Origin of the sequence: Chryseobacterium sediminis (assembly GCF_008386505.1) — a bacterium.
In the GTDB taxonomy this organism is placed as follows: Bacteria; Bacteroidota; Bacteroidia; order Flavobacteriales; family Weeksellaceae; genus Chryseobacterium; species Chryseobacterium sediminis.
The window spans coordinates 621522-640396 of record NZ_VUNZ01000001.1; the positions used below are offsets into that span (position 1 = coordinate 621522).

An 18875-nucleotide genomic window follows, 5' to 3' on the forward strand; every position below is an offset into this window, starting at 1 on the left:
ATAAGGTCTTGTATTCATCAATATTTCAAGCCTTACATTATTTATTAATGATTATTTTTTTTGTTGTATTTCCCTTATCGGTCTTGATGGTAAAAGTATATACTCCGTTTTTTAAGCCTGTAGTATTTATTTTCTCCTGATTTTCAAGAGTTAAAACAGTATTTCCTGCCATGTCGTTGACCTCAATTTTGAATTGCTTTACTTTTTGCTGAAACTCTATGGTTACAAAATCTTTTGCAGGATTAGGATAAATTCTGATTTCTTCTGACGACTTTTGTGTTGCAGCTTCATGGGTGCTTAAAAGATTATTCGATGTAGTGGCAACAGCAAAATGCTGTAATGCTCCCACAGCTGCTTTTCCTACATTGAAGACGTATACAGGATCAATATTGGCATAGGTATCACTTACCGTATGTTCATTTTCACTTCTCAGATATTCATAAAATCCGGTAATTGTATATCCTTTAGCTTCAAAAGGCATATAATCTGAGCTGTAAGCATAAGAAAGATTTGTCTGAAGAGGAGAGTAAAGAGTGGTACATGTCATCAACTCCTGTGTCATAGTGTTAGAGGCTGTGTTATTGGAGGACATTCCTCCAGTATCTCTTTCACAGGTGATCGTGTTGTTATTATTTCCTATAAGACCTCCTACCTGGTCAATATTTAAAACAAGTTTTATATCCAGAACCTTTGTGCTTCCCTGATAAGCTACATTGTTTACATAATGGTTACTTCCCACCAAACCTTGTTCTTCTCCTGAAAAATGAATAAACTTGATAGAATACTCAGTAGGAATGTCTTTGAGAATTCTTGCCGCTTCAAGGATAATAGAAGTTCCACTGCCATTATCACTTACACCAGGTCCTACGATGGTGTCGTAATGCCCGCAGATAATAACATATTTATTGGGGTACAAAGTGCCGGTTTTTGTGATAATCAGGTTTTTTGACGAATTACCTCCATAGGTGAAAGCATCTTCAGAAAAATCATTGGCTGTATATCCATAAGAAAGATATTTATTTTTAAGCCAGTCCAGCGCATTATTATTAGCTGTTGTACCTGTTTTTTTTATTCCAAAGCCGGCAAATTCCTGAAGGTTGGTATTGATATTGGCCTGGGTGACCATATCAGCACGGTTTTTATAAGCCTGAATAAAACTCTGCGCACCCATATTTTGCAGTGCAATGGAAGTAAGCAAAAAAACTGCAGCTTTTTTCATTTTCAATATTTTATTTAGAGATTGTAAATATAGCAATAAATCATTATTTATTATTAATAATTAAATCCATTTTGACGAAATTGCTTGATTTTTTAATAATAATATAACTTTTTATTCAGTTTATTATTATGTTAGGCTATCGTTCACTCAATGAGTTATTTTAGTTTATATTTTTCTATTGTTTAAGATGTTTTATGTTTAAAATTTAATATTTCGTTATCCAATCCGGCAAATATTACTAATGATATCTCAAATGGTCCTGAAATCCGGAGAAGCTGAAACGGGATTTCAACCTGAAAACACACGAAAATTAAAAGTATAAAACAAAAAAATCCCGGGAAATCCCGGGACTTATATTGATAACAAAATCTATTCTACATTATTTTACTTGATCTACAACAGCTTTGAAAGCTTCAGGGTGATTCATTGCTAAATCTGCTAAAACTTTTCTGTTAAGTTCGATGTTGTTCTTTTTAAGAGCTCCCATAAATTGAGAGTAAGACATTCCATGCTCTCTAGTTCCCGCGTTAATACGAGTGATCCAAAGGGCTCTGAAGTTTCTCTTTTTCTCTTTTCTACCACGGTAAGCATATTGCATTGCTTTTTCTACCGCGTTTTTAGCTACAGTCCAAACGTTCTTTCTTCTACCGAAAAAACCTTTAGCTTGCTTAAAAATTTTCTTTCTGCGAGCTCTTGAAGCTACGGCATTTACTGATCTTGGCATAATTTAAATTGTTTTTTTGAAAAGGGCGGTAACTGATGTTACTCTTATTTGCACCGTTCCAGGGTTAAAATGTTGAATTTGTTTTGAATTCTTATAAACCGAATATAGATTTATAAAAACTACTTAATTGCTAATTGACGTTGTACGCTTTTCTCATCCACTTTAGCTACGTAAGAAGTAGTAGTAAGATTTCTCTTCTGCTTAGTTTCTTTCTTAGTTAAGATGTGGCTTTTGTAAGCGTTTTTTCTTTTGATCTTACCAGATCCGGTAAGAGCAAAACGTTTCTTAGCACCTGATTTCGTTTTTAATTTTGGCATTGTTCTGCTTTTTTATTGTTTTTGTTATCAATATCTGTTTTGGTTACTCCTAAAGACATTAGGAATAATAGTGTGCAAAGATACAAAAAAAATCAATCCGAACTTTTATAATCTATGATTTTATCGTATTTGAAATAAAAAACCGCCTCTGAAAAGAGACGGTTACTATGATAATTCCAGTTTCTTAGTAAAAATCTACCTGAAAGACATCATTTAGATTCTGATTATTTCCTGACAGAACAAACTTCATTCTAAACCCTGAAGGAATAGCCGCTCCCGTTCTTGAAAAGAGTTGAAGCTTCATATGTGGATCATTTACATGAAAATTAACAGATTTATTTGTATTCCAAAGAGGAATGCCATTGTTGTAAATGACCATATTCCCATCGTTTTGTGCAACAAGCACAGAAGGAGTGCTTAGATCTGTTCTGTAACTGTCTGATTTCCATAATGCAGTGGTGTGACCGGCTACCGTCCTATATAAAACAAGGTTATGATCATGCTGCATGATGAGCTGATACTTACTGCCATTATTCTCTAAGGTGATTGCTTCTCCCGCATTTAATACTGAAGGATGATATACTTCCTTTATAAGATTAACTTGTGTAAGGCCCAGACGTGAATCTTTATTTACGTTTACAGCAACTTGTTTTTCCGTTGGCATTGTTTCGTCGCGATTCTCATCCTGAGTACAAGATGCCAATAGCACCGAAAGACTTAAAAAAGTCATTAATTTTAATTTCATAGGTTATTTTTTAACGGGACAAATATAATAATTTTATTATTTAAATCACTAATTAATGATTTTATTATTTTGATTTATCCTATTATTAATGGGTTTTGTAGGTTTTATTTAAAACACTTTTTAGTGTATTTTTGTGAAGTAAACACATTAAGACAGATTGCGTTTTTATAAAGAAATAATGTAATTTAATTATGGTTGAAAAATTGGTAATATATAATGACAGATAAATGATTTTTTAAAAGTAGAAATATAGCTGATAATCGGGATTGTAGTGTTTTTCAAATCTCTCTAATTTTATTTCTTAATTTAAAAATATGTTATCATCTGCAGACTTACATCTGGAAAGAGCGTTGTTTCTTGTTGTTTTGATCTTGTTTTTCGGAACAGGATTTTTATGTACGCTCATTACTTTTATAATGAATTCGATAAGAAAGAAAAATAAGAGGGGACGTTATTATATTCTCTTATTTCTCATCTCCGGAACTATCGGAGTCGCTTTAGCTGCATTTTATTTTTGTGTGATATTATTTGAATAGGCTGAAAACTATGTGTTTTAAGGAGTTTTCTGAGGAGATGCAAAAAATTAAAAAACCACTGGTATCAGGGATATTTTTGTAACATCCCTAGTTTTATCTTTGATTCAAAAATTTACTAAAGATAAAACGGTTAAAAATTCATGATTTTGATTTATACTGTTAATAGTCTTTCCCTTAGATAAACATTAATTTATAACTTTTATAGCTTTCTTTTTCACGCCCAATTAGAAGATAAATTCTTATTTCGAACAACCACTAAAAAAGTATGGGTAAAAACACTAGCCAAATAAAATTGAGTGAAGGAGAAGCTGTAAAAGTAATAGCCGATCTTGGCCGGATTATTGTTTAACCTGGCAAAATTAAAAGTCATTTTGCAGAAGAAACAGAAAAATACGACTTCAAAATCTTTAATTTCAATAAAATCATTGTAACCAGGAATGTTTTAATGCTTTCCGGCGGGATAAAATACAACGAATGGCACATAGGATTTATTTATACAATTACGATCAAAAATCGAATCAGACATTTGATACTTATCTAGGAGAATGGAACTACGAAATTCCATTATTGCTGTATCCTCTGCTGGCGGAAGATATCAAAGTAGAAGGAGTAGAGTTTTTCTCGGATAAAAATCAGGGGATTGTTCAGTTGCGTTATTTTTTCAATTTGCTGGCAGATACCTATCAATTGCATTACAAAAAAGCTTACTACGAACCTGTCAATAAAATGTTTGAATTCCTGGAAGCTCTGCCTTACGATTCTTTTGTATTGAATGCAACAGATGTTTTCAATATGAATGAAGAGAAGCATAAGGTACAGGCAAAGGAATGGCTGGTGGAAATTCAGCAGAAAAGTAAGCTGTATAAAAAGGCTGTAGAGACTCAAAATCTTTCGTTGTTAGATTCCTTGTTCTCGCAAACAGGATATTCCTCATTTCTTGAAATTTTACAAACCGACTGGATTAATTACGGGTTGGGTTATTTTGAGGAACTTGCTTATAAAAAAGCCGCCTCTTTTATATTTGAGGAAGACGGAAAATTCGGTCTGAAGGATGCAAAAGGGATTATTTTGGCTCCCGCCATTTATGATGATATTTTTGAAGCAGACTATAATTACGGCATATCAGTGATTCAAAAAGGTAATTTGTTTGGTTATCTGCAAAGTGATGGGAAAGAATGGATTCCTCCGGTGTATGAAGATGCTTTTGATGTGTTCGATTTTTCGCAGGAACCTTTAGGCGAAGTAAAAGTGAATGGAAAGTCGGGTATTTTAAAAATCTATTCAAATTCCTGGTTGGTTCCTGCTGATTATGATGCAATTGAAAGAATAGCCTATGGATTTCTGGGCGTAGAAACAGACGGAAGATTTGGAGTTTACAACGATGAAAACAGACTGATTATTCCTGTTGAAAGCGAAAATCCTTATGAGTACGATTATTTTCCTGAACTGTTTTTTACCAAACAAAAAGGAACCGGCAAATGTAGATATTATACGAAAGAGGGAAACTATCTAGGGGATTTTCTGGAAGGAAGTATCTTAAAAACAAGTACCTGTTTCTGGATTAAGCCAAATAAATTTGACAAAAAAGGCAGGTTAATAGATGAAAAAGGCAATCTTATCATAGACGATACGGATCAACTGATTTTAATAGATAATTTTGAAGCCCTTGCTGTTCGTAAAGATAAAAACTGGAAGATTTATCACACCTTAAAGCATCAGTTTCTGTTAGAAAATGAATCTATTACAAAAGTAAAAGCAGAATCAAATGTCGGGTTTAAAACTAATGTCTTTATTCTGGAAACCAAAGCAGGATCAGGTCTTTTTGATGCTGACAATGAGCGTTGGTTAATCGTTCCTCAATCAGATATTAAACAGATTCAGTATGTAGAAAATGGATTTTTATCGGTCCAAAGAAATGAAGGGTATCAATTGTTCGATTTTGAGGATGGTCTGTCAGTCCAATTGTACGATTATATTTCCAATCCTTTGAATTACAGAACAGAAGAAGGTCTGTTGTTTCTGTATCAGGGTGAAAATATGTTGAGAATGCATGAAGATAAAAGCATTCATAGGGTAGAAACTTCCGAATATGGCACTATTTATTTGGATAGGTATTCATTCCAGGGGAAAGATTTGGAATACTTTACTTCCTTTTATAACCGTTGGAAGAGTAAGGCAGGTAAAAACTCCGAACAGTTTATGGAGGTTGGAGTCATTAAAAAAATGGCTTTTGATGCCAAAGAAAATCAAAATTATCACGAAGCGCTTCGTTTGTTTGAGTTATCTGCTCAGAAAAACGACTTAGATAGCCTGGTAGAAATAGGAATATTACTTACAGATCCTGAGATTGAACCATTGTTTGATCCACAAAAAGGAATTGCCTATTACGAAAAAGCAGCACAACAAAACCATCCTGTGGCCTGGAACAATATTGGGGCTTTGTATCACAACGGAACAGGGTATCCTTTTAATATCAAAAAAGCGATTCAGGCTTACGGAAAAAGCGCTGAGCTGGGTGACGGAATGGCGCTTGCCAATCTGGGAGATCTGTATTATTTTGGAGAACATGTGCTGCAGGATTATGATAAAGCTTTGGATTTTTATCAGAAAGCCGAGAAAAAATACTACTATAATTACGATAAAATCTCAGAAATTTATTACCAGTTAAGAGATTATAAAAATCTTTTGGTGTACTTAAAGAAGGACTATGATCAGTCTTATTCAGGTATTTATTATGGAATTATCTACGAACTCGGGATGGGAGTACAAGCAGATTTAAAGAAAGCGATTAAGTATTTTGAACAAGCCAATGCTTACAGTGCTTACGAATATGCAGCTAAACGTTTGATGTATTACTATGGTGAAGATCCTATATTCAAAAATGATAAGAAATTTCAGAAATGGAAATCTTTCGCCGAAAAGAATGGCTTTGAAATAGATTAGCAGGGATTTACCTATATTTACGTTCCTTAATGAAAAGAAATTTAATAGAGATAAGGATTTGATGTACAGGTTATTATTTATATTTGTTGTAAGTGTTTGTCCGTTTTTTGCCCAGGCACAGGATGTTTTAAGCAAATTAGAAAAGGAATACAGCAATCTATCACACAATACGACAGAACAGCTCAATCTGGCTCCCAAATACGCGACTGCCTTATTTTTTCACAACCTTAAACCTAAGTCTTACCAGATTTTAAATACCAATATTTCCATTGCAGCAAAGCAGACAGATGGAAAGTATGCCACGATTTTATATTCCGTACAGGCCATGAACTATCGGCTGGATAATAAAACAGTCGAATCCTCAAAAAGTCTTGACATGGCAAAGGCTTATAGTTTAAAAACGAATAGTAATGAAGCCAAGGGCTATTTTAATTATGCAAAAGGCTGGATTCTGATCCGTAATAATAAAACAACTGATGCCGTTGCCGCTTATCTTAAAGCGATCGACTATTACGAAAATTCGCCAACAACTTCCACACTGTACGGAAGATTTGGGAACGTTGCCAAAGAATTGTCTACGATTTATTCCAACCTCAATGAGTACCAGCTGGAAGAGAAGTATAGTAAACAGTTTCTCTTACTGGCATCCAAACAAAATGATCCTAACCTGATATTTGATGCCTACATGCGAATGGGCTATGTATATGAACAAAAATACATTCAGAATCCATCAAATATTGAGCTGAGAAATAAAACAGAACAGTACTATCTGCAGGCTATTACGACTTTCAACAAAAATAAAGACAGGATGCTCAACAGAAGCAGTCTTTCTTATGCCGCCATCAATTTAGCCAATCTGTATACCGAGTTTGACAGTGATAAGGCAATGCAATACGTCCAGCTCGCCAATAAAGTGAGTCTGGAAACCGGTGACGCTATTCATATTGCTTCTTCGTTTGGGATTCTTGCAGAACTGGCGCTGCAGAATAAAAGTTATGATTTAGCCAAATCTTATTTTCTAAAAGCCTCTATGGAAATTGGAAAAAGTCCCGTCAGAGACCATAATATTGAATTATCTATTCTTGAATCTCTATCCAGAATTAGTGAAGAGCAGGGGAATTACAAAGAAGCTTTGACGTATTATAAAAGCTATGTTGATAAGTACAAAAGCGTTTACGATCAGGAAAAACTGGATATTACCAAAAGATTAGAATCACAGTTTGATAAAGAACGACAGGAACAGAAATATATTAAGCTACAGCTGGAAAGTGACAAAAAAGCACAGGAAATTAAACTGATTAACATTTTACGGGCACAGCGTGAACAGGTCTACAACAACTTAAAGCTGGTGGAAGAAAACCAGCGGGAACGACTGAAATTTTCAGAGCTTGAATCAGAGAAAAAAGAACAACAGCTTCGTTTGGCAAAACTGGAAACCCGGCAGAAGAATAATGACATTAATAACTTTAAAAAGGTGTTGGCCTTCAAGGAAAAGATCAATACTTACTACACTTTTTTTATTATCTTTTTCATTGTTCTGATTCTCTTATTACTGTATGCTTATAAACAACGTGCTAAGTCTATGAAACAAAGAGACGAATTGCATGCTCTAGCCATGGAAAAAGAGAAACAAAATTCAAAAATTTCCACACTTACTGCATTGCTTGAAGGACAGGAACAGGAGCGTGGGCGTCTTGCTCGTGATCTTCATGACGGATTAGGAGGATTGCTTTCTGGAACTAAGCATCAATTGTCTTATTTAGATCCTCATCAATCCGAAAATATAGAAGAAGGAATTTCAAAATCGATTGACCAGATTGATGGCGCTGTAGAAGAATTAAGAAGGGTAGCGCATAATTTAATGCCGGATTTATTAACGAAATACGGCCTGGAAGTCGCGATTCAGGAGTTTGCTTCACGTATATCCAACAGTGCATTAGAGATCCATACCGAATTTATCAATTACAGCAATTCGATATCGCAGGAAAAGCAGCTGGTTATTTATAGAATCATTCAGGAACTGGTGAATAACGCAATAAAACATGCTGATACTTCTGAGATTATTGTTCAGGTAAGCGAAGAAGAAAATGTATTAAATCTTACGGTAGAAGACAACGGTAAAGGCTTTGACCATACCAACCTAAACGTTAGAAAAACAGCAGGTTTTCATAATATAGAATTAAGAGTCCAATTTTTAAAAGGAACAATGAATATCACCTCCGAATTAAATATTGGTACCAGTATAGAACTTCAAATTCCTATTTATTAAAAATGATAAAAGTAGCCATAACAGATGATCATCCACTTCTTTTAGAAGGATTGAAGAATATTTTAGGAAACAGTGATACGATAGATGTTGTAGATTGTTTCAGAAACGTTTCAGAAATGAATGTAGGTTTGGCAAAACAAGCAGTTGATATTTTATTGCTTGATATCAACCTTGTAGATATCAATAGTATAGAATTGATAAAACCTTTAAAGAAAAAGTACAGCAGCCTTCAGATTATCATCCTCAGTGTTCACAATGAGCTGCCTGTCATTAACAGTACTTTGGCTGAAGGTGCGTTGGGATATATTCAGAAAAATGCTTCAGTTTCAGAAATTCTTGAAGGAATTACTGCCGTATATGCCGGCAACCGGTTTTTATGCTCGCAAACCAGATCTGTTCTGGAGAAAAAATCAACAGACGGATTAAATCATGTCCCAAAACTGACACGAAGGGAAAAAGAAATTTTAGCCGAAGCAGCAAAGGGACTTACCACCAATCAAATGGCGGAAAAGCTCTTTATCAGCCCGCACACGGTAGAAAGCCACAGAAAAAACCTTATTGAGAAATTTCAAACCTCTAATCTTAGTTCCGCCATTAAACTGGCTATAGAATACGGTTTAGTGATCGAATAAAACATCCATACAACAAAAAGGCCTGCTTACATCGTAAAAGCAGACCTTTTTTATATAATCAAATAATTGGGTGTGTCTCATTAATCTTTGAACCTCAAAGCAGCCTGGAACAGATTTTTCTTTCCTACTAAATCATATTCATCATTATATTCAGGTGCGTACATTAATATAAAAACTCTGCCGTCAAAATCTTTTAGATCAATAGGTTGATCTACCATGATATCATAAAAGCGTGTAATGGTACGTGTACCTGTCCATTGTTTTGCATTACCTTTAGGATTTTTATCAAATCTGTGATCTTTTGCATCAGTATAATACCAATACGATGGCGCCGAATCCATCAGAAACATTTCTTTGTCTTTATTATACAACTCCTCCGCCATACCTGTATTCTGAAACCAGGGAACCTCAGTGTTCAAAACGCCTAAAGCTCCTGCATAAATATCTTTATTCGTAGTAGCTCCCACTAAAAACCCTTCCAGATTGGAAGATGTAATTTCAAATTGGAAAGTTGATTTTTTCAGATCGTAAACGTCGTTTACAGGTTGAATTATTTTTCCGTCTTGTTTAATAACTACTTTCAATGACTGTGCGAAGGTTATAAAACTTAGTAAGCAAAAAAGGATGCTCAAACTTAACTTTTTCATTGTATCTTTAAATATTACCGCAAAGATATTGGACTTTACAGCTATAAACACTGGCTGATTTCAGGGGTTTTTATTCTAAACTTTAATTAAATCCCTGTTAAAACAGATCAGCTTTCAACTGGATTTTTATATAAGCTGTTTTTGGCTTTTTACCATGGCCCGAAGTAGAATTAAGCGGGTAGACTTCTGCATAAAAAGTATCATTATCTGTCCAAAATGCTTTCTTATCATCTGCTATTTTAAAATTGGTGAAATTCACGTATAAAAGATTATCCTGTTTTTTGGTTTGTGGGAAATATTTAGCGATAATAAAATTACTCCCGACATCATTATTAGAGGAAACAGAAGTAACCCAGCCTTTAGCAGGAAGAATCTGCGGATAGCCCTCTGTCCCTAGTTCAAACATAATTGCGTTTTTTATACTGTAAAAAGAATAGAAGGAACCTGCAACTTCGTCAGAATTTTCTTTGAAAACTTCCAGATTTAAGTAAGGTGACCTTCCTACATATTCATTGGCAAGTGGTCCGGTTTCTGTAGAGATGTTTTCATGTTGTGTAATAACTTCTTCTCGACCATTTTCTTTGTAAATCCAGTTATCATCCTGTAGTTTTATATTCGGGTTTTTTACTAATGCTTCATTGATCCTATTGTTTGAACTGGTTTTAAATTCCTGTTCTGAAATCTCAGTAATAGTTCCAAATTTCTTAAAAGATTTATTCTTAAAATCATCAGATTGTTTAAATGTACTGCTTCTGATCTCATAGAGATCCACACCTTTTAAAGTAAGCTCATATGCCGGAGTGAATTCTGATTTCAGGACAAATGCCTCAATGCTGTTAGAAATATTGTTATTAATGCTGTAGTGAATAGAGTAGAAGTCTTCAAATTCTTCAAATCCGTAATAATTATCGAGTTTATGATAAGCCATTTTCAAATGAGCTGCATCTTTGCTCGGAGTCACAAAAAACCGTATAGAATCCAACTTGGTAAATAATTGAAACGGAACATCCCGTACATTATCTACCCCTTTTATTTTTTTGAAATCGGCCAGTGTTATCTTTTTTTGCTTAACTTCAGTTTCTGCTTTGTTTGTTTCTGTTGTTTTATTCTGCTGATTGCATCCTACAAAAGCAACCATAGATGAGATGAAGAATTGATTTAAAATTTTCATTTTATATTTTTGGGGCAAATGTATCAGTATTCCAGTACAGATGCCAACAAAACTGTATGATACAGGGAATAAATGGCTGAAAACAGGGATATATTGAATGACAGAATTTGGACAATTTTACAAAGACAATAAACCTAATATTGTATTTTACTTTATAAAATGAAAAACTTAATAATCAGCCTTTCAGTTATGACTGCTTTACTGGCATCATGTTCACCCGCTACAGACAAAAAAGTGGAAAAAAATACTTCTCCGGATATCAAAAAAGAAGTTGCCACCTCTACACCGAAAACCGTAAAAAATGATCAGTTACAAGTAGAAATACCCGGTGATTTTTCAGCGTTAGTTCCTATTGATTTGCTCAATAGTAAAAGTACAAACATATATGATAAATATGGAATAGAATTCTCGGGGAACTGTTATTCATGTGATCTGACAAGCCTTTCTATCAATAAGAAACAGATCAGATGGACCAATGTCTGTGATGAAAAAGATACTTTTGAAATTGATGATTTTTCATTCTCTAATGAAGGAAACAAAACTATTTTTAAAACACCGGAAAGAACTTATAGTATAACACAAATAGATAAAGCACCAGTTTACGAACTCGTGATAGAGGGCAATAAACTGGAATTAAAAAATAAAAGAATATCCAGATATTTTACTACCAAAAAAGCGTTGTCTCTTTTTACAGAGCATGATTGTGGGGATTTTGAAGGATAGATGATAGAGTAGTACAGACATCTCTTTTTAAAATTAAAGCATAAAAAAACCTCAAATTGCTTTGAGGTTTTTTTATATTAAAATAATGACTTAATTATTTTGCTGGTTTTTTAGGACTCATCATCATAATCATCCTTTTCCCTTCAAGTTTAGGAAGCTGGTCTACTTTACCTACATGCTCTAGTTCCTGAGCAAGTTTTAAAAGCAAAATTTCTCCCTGGTCCTTAAAGATAATCGAACGTCCTTTAAAAAATACGTAGGTTTTTAGCTTAGAACCTTCTTCAAGGAATTTTTCAGCATGCTTCTTTTTGAATTCATAATCGTGATCATCTGTCTGAGGCCCGAAACGGATCTCTTTTACAACCACTTTTACTTGCTTAGCTTTAAGTTCCTTTTGTTTTTTCTTTTGCTCATATAAGAATTTCTTGTATTCTAATATTCTTGCAATAAAAGGTTCGGCCTTATCAGAAATTACTACTAAATCCAATTCCTGTTCTGCAGCAATCTGTCTTGCTTTGTCAATTGGATAAATTCCTGGCTCTACGTTATCGCCCACCAAACGAAGCTCTCTCACACGAATTTTATCGTTGATCAAGTGTAAGTCCTCCTGTACAGGACGTCTTTGTGGGCCCCTGTTGTTAAATCTTTGTGCTATTGTATTATAATTTTATTGGTTAATTACTTAATTTTATTGATTCAAATATTTAAAAATTGAAAGATTCTGTTACTATATTAACCTTTGAATCCTTCAATATTTTAATTTTAAATTATATGGCTGCTTCTTTTTTAAAGTAAGCAACGAAATCTTCCAGTTTCATCACTCCAAGATCTCCTTCTCCACGTCTTCTTACAGAAATCGTGCCTTCTTTCTCTTCATTTTCTCCTACTACAAGCATGAAAGGAATCTTATTCAATTCCGCATCACGGATCTTTTTACCTGTCTTCTCGTTTCTGTCGTCAATCTGACCGCTAATATCGTGATTTTCCAAAAATTGTGAAACTTTTTTTGAATAATCTACATATTTTTCACTGATAGGTAGAATTATAAATTGATCAGGGCTCAGCCATAATGGGAAATCACCTGCTGTGTTTTCCAACAAAATAGCAATGAAGCGTTCCATAGAACCAAATGGCGCTCTATGGATCATTACCGGTCTGTGTTTTTCATTATCATTTCCGATATAATGAAGATCAAATCTTTCAGGAAGGTTATAATCTACCTGGATCGTTCCAAGCTGCCATTTTCTTCCTAAAGCATCTTTCACCATGAAGTCAAGCTTAGGACCGTAGAATGCCGCTTCTCCGTATTCCACAACTGTTTTTAATCCTTTCTTCTGAGCTGCATTGATGATGGCACTTTCTGCTTTCTCCCAGTTTTCATCAGAACCGATGTATTTTTGTTTGTTTTCAGGATCTCTTAATGATACCTGAGTTACAAAATCTTCAAAACCTAAAGATTTGAAAACATAAAGAGTCAAGTCAATTACCTTTTCAAATTCTTCAGAAAGCTGATCAGGAGTACAGAATAAGTGGGCATCATCCTGAGTAAATCCACGAACTCTCGTTAAACCGTGAAGCTCTCCACTTTGCTCATATCTGTATACTGTTCCGAATTCTGCATATCTCTTAGGCAAATCTCTGTAGCTCCATTGTGAAGTCTTGTAAATTTCACAGTGGTGAGGACAGTTCATTGGCTTCAGTAAGAATTCTTCTCCTTCATTCGGAGTTTTAATCGGCTGGAAGCTGTCTTCTCCATATTTATCCCAGTGTCCTGAAGTTACATAGAGTTCTTTTGCCCCGATATGTGGAGACATTACAAACTCATAACCTCCTTTTTTCTGAGCATCAGAAAGGAAATTTTCAAGTTTTCTTCTTAAAGCAGTTCCTTTTGGCAACCAAAGCGGTAAACCTGCACCTACTTTTTCAGAGAATGCAAAAATTCCAAGCTCTTTACCTAATTTTCTGTGGTCTCTTCTTTTAGCTTCCTCCAGTCTTTCAAGATATTCAGTAAGGTCTTTCTGTTTAGGGAAAGAAATACCATATACTCTTGTTAACTGAGGGTTCTTTTCATTTCCTCTCCAATAAGCTCCTGCTGCATTTAAAATTTTAACTGCTTTTACAATTCCTGTGTTCGGAATGTGACCACCACGACATAAGTCTGTGAAGTTGTCATGCGTTACAAAAGTGATTTCTCCATCATTAAGATTAGAGATCAGTTCCACTTTGTAAGGATTGTCTGCATATGTTTTTAAAGCCTCTTCTTTAGAAACCGGATAAAGAGAGAAGGTAGAACCTTTCTTCGCGTTTTCTAAGATCTTTTTTTCAATCTTTTCAAAATCTTTTTCAGATAAGCTTTCATCCCCGAAATCCACATCATAGTAGAATCCGCTTTCGATGGCAGGGCCAATCGTCAACTTAGCATTAGGATAAAAGTCAAGGATAGCCTGCGCCAAAAGGTGGGCAGAAGAGTGCCAGAAAGCCTTCTTTCCAAGATCATCATTCCAGGTCAAAAGCTGTACCGTAGAATCCGTGGTTATAGGTGTGGTCGTTTCTACTTGTTTGTCATTAACAATTGCGGAAATGGTGTTTCTAGCCAATCCCTCGCTTATAGATTTTGCCACATCTAGAGGAGTCACTGCTCCCTCGAATTCTTTGACACTATTGTCTGGAAGTGTAATTTTTATCATTGTTTACTAAGAAATTTTAAGAGGCAAAAATACGGAATTTTTAGATAAAATACTATATTAGCATATATTTAGAATGAGAATTAATATTAAAAAAAGAAAAAACAGAGGTGTTTTTGTCCCATTGAATTCCAGATTCAGTTGATCATAGAAAAATACTTCAGGATTTCCAGTTATGTATTTCTTTGCTATTACTACTCATTTTCTTTTTGAAACTCTTTAAAAACAAACAAATTACATTCAATATGAATACTATAAATGTTGATTTGCACTGCGATTTATTATGCTATTTACTGGAACCGGGCTCATTAATTGACGACAAAGAGCTTGGCTGTTCACTTCCTTATTTAAAAGAAGGAAATGTAAAGCTCCAGGTAATGGCCATATACTCAGCAACAGGTAACAATAGTACTGTTTATGGAAAAAAACAGAGCGAAATATTTTCAGAATTCCTGCAAAATGAGAATTTTTTTTTATTCAATGGTGAAAACTATAAAAATTCTGAGAACAAAAACAAAGTGGGAGTTATCGCTTCTATCGAAAATGCATCAGGCTTTTGTGATGAAGATGAGACCCTGGACTCTGGTTTTAAAAAGCTGGAAGCTATCATTGAAAAAACACAGCGAATTCTTTATCTGGGAATAACCCATCATACCGAAAACCGCTTTGGTGGAGGAAACAATTCTGATGTGGGACTGAAAGATGACGGAAAAGTTTTACTTGATTATTTTTCAGAAAAAAATATCGCTATTGATCTGGCCCATACCAGTGATCAGCTTGCTTATGGAGTTCTTAATTATATTGATCAAAGAAACTATAAGATTCCTATTTTGGCAAGCCATTCTAATTATAGGCCTGTCCATGACAAAAAAAGAAACCTTCCTGATGAACTGGCAAAAGAAGTTATTAAGAGAAATGGGTTGATAGGACTCAATTTTATCCGTAACTGTGTAGATGATAAAAATCCTGAAATGTTATACGAACATATTCAGTACGGTCTTGATTTAGGAGCGGAAGATGCCATTGCCTATGGTGCAGATTTTTTCTTTTGCAAAAATCATCCTGATAAATCCCGTCATCCTTTTTTCTTTAAAGGATATGATGATGCATCTGCTTTTAATGCAATCAATAAAGAAATTGAGGAGCGGTTTTCACCTGAATTGGTAGAAAAGATCAGTCACAAAAATGCCTTGAATTTTATAGAAAATATGTATAAATAAAACTTCGCGTTTAGAATATATTTCTCTCGCAGATGGAGTCGATCAAGCAGACTTTTTTATGTTATCTGCGAAATCAGTTAAATCTGCGAGAGATTATTTTTCTACTATTTTAAGTGTTTAAATTTAGTTTAGGTGAAATTAGTTAACTAATTAAATGATAAATATTTATCTGTTTTTATTTAATGTTTTCTTTTATACTTGACTTTCTGCTTTATAATCTCGATGACATCTACATTCTGCACTTTAGATTTAATCCATCCATGGATATCAATATAAAATAATGATCGTCTGTAATATTCATTTTTAGAATATGCTTCCAGCTTTTTATCAAAACTTTCAAACGCTTTCTGCCGTTGATCCAATACCTGATTATTAAGGTTCTTAAAAAACTGGATACTTTCAAAATGGAACTCTTCCGGCTTTTTCATTTTTTTAGCAAATTTTAAAGTAGAAGCAATAAACTCGTCGTAATCTTCATCATTTCCAGATTCATATTTTGCCATTAAGATGAGAATCCTTGTATGGAACAGCAGGTCTTCCTGTACATTTCCTTTGGATTCAATGACCCTCATAGAATATTCAATAGATTTGTCAAACATCTTACTGCCGAAGAACATGGCGGCCATTTTCAGATAGAGAATCATAAAATGGTGTTCATCTATTCTTTCTCTGAGTTTTTCCATTTTTAATTCCACTTCAGGAATAAGCTTTGTTCCTGTGAAAAATTCCCCTTTTACAAAGTGAATATTCATCAGTGTATTGTAATGGGTAAGAAAAATAAGAGACTGAAGGTTTTCATTCTGGATAAAATTCTCAGCATGTACCATTTTATTAAAATTCGCGAAATGCTCTTCAAGAATATCAATGTTTCCATATAAAAACAGGATCTTCAGGAGATAGGTATTCCCTTTGATATACCAAACCGGGTGACTGTAGATCATTTCAGGTTTTTTATGAAACAGGTCTACCCATTGATAAGCATATTTCAAAGTATATTTATAATCCTGCAACAGCTGGTTTTTCCAGACATGAGCTTTATAGTACCAAAGTTTTTCCGTGAAGTTTAGTTTCTCAGGGTTTATATTTTTAATCTGGGCATTAAAAACATCCATCACTTCCTGTCGGTCTGCATCATTTTTTACGTAGCCGTGAGTAAGCATTTCACTGTATAATTTCAGAGAAAGATTAGACAGTTTTGTGGTGTAGCGGTTTTGTTTGCTGATCTCCTGAGATTGTTTGATAAGCTCTTCGGCACGTCCTTCAATACTTCGGGTAATGAATTGGGATTCAATTACTTTTTCAAGATCTATAATTTCAGAAGCAATACTTTTTTCATCCAGTTCCAATGCAGACTGTTTGGTTTTGTCCAGTATTTTTAAAGCCTGTTTGTAAAGTCCTTTCTGATACAAAATATTGGCAAAATCCAACTGTTCACGAAGCTGAATTCTGTAATTCTGATGACTCGGGTTCATACGAAGGCTTACAAGGATCTGTTTATAAAGATGGGCTTTAAGGTTAGAAAGCTGCTGTTTGGTAGAGATTTTTTTCTCAATGATCACACTTTCATCATATTCCTTCATCTTATCCATTTCAGAAAAGAGCAGTAGAAATTTGGCATCTACATTAATTCCGAGACGGTTTACATATAACTTAAACTGTCGTTTTTCAGAGGTGGTCAATGACTTTACCAATACAAACAAAAAATCTTTCTGCAATTCTGCCATTGTAAATTTTTATAAATTAAAATACTGATTAATAAATGAATACGATTGTTTTTTCAACTGTTGAATATTGTAATTTTCAGGAAAAGTGAAAATGGAAAAATATTGCAACCCGTAGTTTTGAACCAAAATTAAGTAAAAAACTTCACTTATGAATTCCGAAAAAATTGAAATTTTTGATACAACACTAAGAGATGGGGAGCAGGTTCCGGGATGTAAACTGAACACGGAACAAAAACTGATTATTGCTGAAAGGCTTGATGAGCTAGGGATTGATATCATTGAAGCGGGATTCCCAATTTCCAGTCCGGGAGATTTTGAATCTGTTTCAGAAATTTCAAAACTGGTGAAAAAAGCAAAAGTATGCGGGCTGACAAGAGCGAATAAAAAAGATATTGATACCGCAGCGGAAGCATTGAAGTTTGCAAAGAGGCCAAGAATACACACCGGAATCGGAACTTCTGATTCTCACATTAAATATAAATTCAACTCCACAAGAGAAGACATTATTGAAAGAGCGGTAGAGGCAGTAAAATATGCTAAAACTTATGTAGAAGACGTAGAATTTTATGCCGAAGACGCCGGAAGAACAGACAATGAATATCTGGCGCAGGTTTGTGAGGCTGTTATCAAAGCTGGAGCAACTGTTTTGAATATTCCTGATACAACAGGATATTGCCTCCCGGAAGAATATGGCCAAAAAATAAAATATCTGAGAGAAAATGTGAAGGGTATTGAAAAAGCGGTGCTGTCATGCCATTGTCACAATGATCTTGGACTGGCAACTGCCAATTCTATTGCGGGAGCCATCAACGGAGCCCGTCAGATTGAGTGTACTATCAACGGATTGGGAGAAAGGGCAGGTAATACAGCTTTAGAAGAAGTTGTTATGATTTTGAAACAGCATAAAGATTTGAATCTCTATACAGATGTCAATTCCAGAATGCTGAATGAAATGAGTACAATGGTATCTGACTTGATGGGAATGTCTGTACAGCCCAATAAAGCGATTGTAGGAGCCAACGCTTTTGCCCACAGTTCTGGAATTCACCAGGATGGAGTGATCAAAAACAGAGAAACTTATGAAATCATAGATCCTGCAGAAGTAGGAGTAAATGCTTCTTCAATTATTCTTACAGCCAGAAGCGGCCGTTCAGCATTGGCTTACCGTTTCAAACATATAGGATACGAGGTTACCAAAAATGAATTGGATTATTTATATCAGGAATTTTTGAAAATCGCTGACCTTAAAAAAGAAATTTGTAATGATGATCTGAGTCTGATGATGGATTCTTTCACCAGAAAAATAGGATAGGTTTGATTT

At 34.5% G+C, this 18875-nt stretch carries 15 protein-coding genes; 6 read left to right on the plus strand and 9 right to left on the minus strand.

Annotated features, from left to right (window positions below):
• Positions 1 to 37 precede the first annotated feature (37 nt).
• The 4 genes from FW780_RS02905 to FW780_RS02920 all read right to left on the minus strand — a co-directional run bounded on the left by FW780_RS02905 (position 38) and on the right by FW780_RS02920 (position 3005).
• Entirely contained in the window at positions 38 to 1219 is a 1182-nt protein-coding gene (locus tag FW780_RS02905) for a M28 family peptidase (protein ID WP_149832119.1), read from the minus strand.
• 379 nt (positions 1220 to 1598) lie between these two features.
• Positions 1599 to 1943, minus strand: coding sequence for a 50S ribosomal protein L20 (rplT, locus tag FW780_RS02910; RefSeq protein WP_034694451.1), 345 nt, complete (start codon positions 1941 to 1943; stop codon positions 1599 to 1601).
• A 119-nt stretch (positions 1944 to 2062) separates the two neighbouring features.
• Complete coding sequence (gene rpmI, locus FW780_RS02915) at positions 2063 to 2260, minus strand: 50S ribosomal protein L35 (RefSeq protein ID WP_002979658.1); 198 nt, start codon at positions 2258 to 2260, stop codon at positions 2063 to 2065.
• 184 nt (positions 2261 to 2444) lie between these two features.
• The gene (locus FW780_RS02920; protein WP_149832120.1) at positions 2445 to 3005 is read right to left on the minus strand and encodes a hypothetical protein; all 561 of its coding nucleotides are present in this window, start codon (positions 3003 to 3005) and stop codon (positions 2445 to 2447) included.
• 1010 nt (positions 3006 to 4015) lie between these two features.
• On the opposite strand from FW780_RS02920, the gene FW780_RS02930 reads away from it, so the two are divergent.
• The 3 genes from FW780_RS02930 (at position 4016) to FW780_RS02940 (ending at position 9385) form a co-directional block, all read left to right on the plus strand.
• Positions 4016 to 6484, plus strand: coding sequence for a tetratricopeptide repeat protein (locus tag FW780_RS02930; RefSeq protein ID WP_149832122.1), 2469 nt, complete (start codon positions 4016 to 4018; stop codon positions 6482 to 6484).
• Positions 6485 to 6545: 61 nt separating this feature from the next.
• On the plus strand, positions 6546 to 8753 hold the full coding sequence (locus FW780_RS02935) for a tetratricopeptide repeat-containing sensor histidine kinase (protein WP_149832123.1): 2208 nt from the start codon (positions 6546 to 6548) through the stop codon (positions 8751 to 8753).
• A gap of 2 nt (positions 8754 to 8755) precedes the next feature.
• A complete protein-coding gene (locus tag FW780_RS02940; protein WP_149832124.1) occupies positions 8756 to 9385 on the plus strand; it encodes a response regulator transcription factor in 630 nt (209 codons plus the stop codon).
• A gap of 80 nt (positions 9386 to 9465) precedes the next feature.
• Here the strand turns inward: FW780_RS02940 and FW780_RS02945 are convergent, their stop codons facing one another.
• Positions 9466 to 10032 (minus strand): hypothetical protein, encoded by a 567-nt coding sequence (locus FW780_RS02945; RefSeq protein WP_149832125.1) that lies wholly within the window; start codon positions 10030 to 10032, stop codon positions 9466 to 9468.
• 97 nt (positions 10033 to 10129) lie between these two features.
• A complete protein-coding gene (locus tag FW780_RS02950; RefSeq protein ID WP_149832126.1) occupies positions 10130 to 11203 on the minus strand; it encodes a resolvase in 1074 nt (357 codons plus the stop codon).
• 159 nt (positions 11204 to 11362) lie between these two features.
• On the opposite strand from FW780_RS02950, the gene FW780_RS02955 reads away from it, so the two are divergent.
• Positions 11363 to 11926 carry a hypothetical protein gene (locus tag FW780_RS02955; protein ID WP_149832127.1) on the plus strand — a complete coding sequence of 188 codons (564 nt, stop codon included), beginning with the start codon at positions 11363 to 11365 and terminating at the stop codon, positions 11924 to 11926.
• A 94-nt stretch (positions 11927 to 12020) separates the two neighbouring features.
• On the opposite strand, the gene infC is transcribed toward FW780_RS02955, so the two are convergent.
• Positions 12021 to 12521 (minus strand): translation initiation factor IF-3, encoded by a 501-nt coding sequence (gene infC, locus FW780_RS02960; RefSeq protein WP_172625635.1) that lies wholly within the window; start codon positions 12519 to 12521, stop codon positions 12021 to 12023.
• A 172-nt stretch (positions 12522 to 12693) separates the two neighbouring features.
• On the minus strand, positions 12694 to 14613 hold the full coding sequence (thrS, locus tag FW780_RS02965; RefSeq protein WP_149832128.1) for a threonine--tRNA ligase: 1920 nt from the start codon (positions 14611 to 14613) through the stop codon (positions 12694 to 12696).
• 242 nt (positions 14614 to 14855) lie between these two features.
• Here thrS and FW780_RS02970 point away from each other — a divergent pair, with 242 nt between their 5' ends.
• Positions 14856 to 15830: a dipeptidase gene (locus FW780_RS02970; RefSeq protein ID WP_149832129.1), complete on the plus strand. Its 975-nt coding sequence runs from the start codon at positions 14856 to 14858 to the stop codon at positions 15828 to 15830.
• Positions 15831 to 16009: 179 nt separating this feature from the next.
• Here the strand turns inward: FW780_RS02970 and FW780_RS02975 are convergent, their stop codons facing one another.
• Positions 16010 to 17554 (minus strand): hypothetical protein, encoded by a 1545-nt coding sequence (locus FW780_RS02975; RefSeq protein WP_149832130.1) that lies wholly within the window; start codon positions 17552 to 17554, stop codon positions 16010 to 16012.
• A gap of 148 nt (positions 17555 to 17702) precedes the next feature.
• On the opposite strand from FW780_RS02975, the gene FW780_RS02980 reads away from it, so the two are divergent.
• Entirely contained in the window at positions 17703 to 18866 is a 1164-nt protein-coding gene (locus FW780_RS02980) for a 2-isopropylmalate synthase (RefSeq protein ID WP_149832131.1), read from the plus strand.
• Positions 18867 to 18875: the final 9 nt, after the last annotated feature.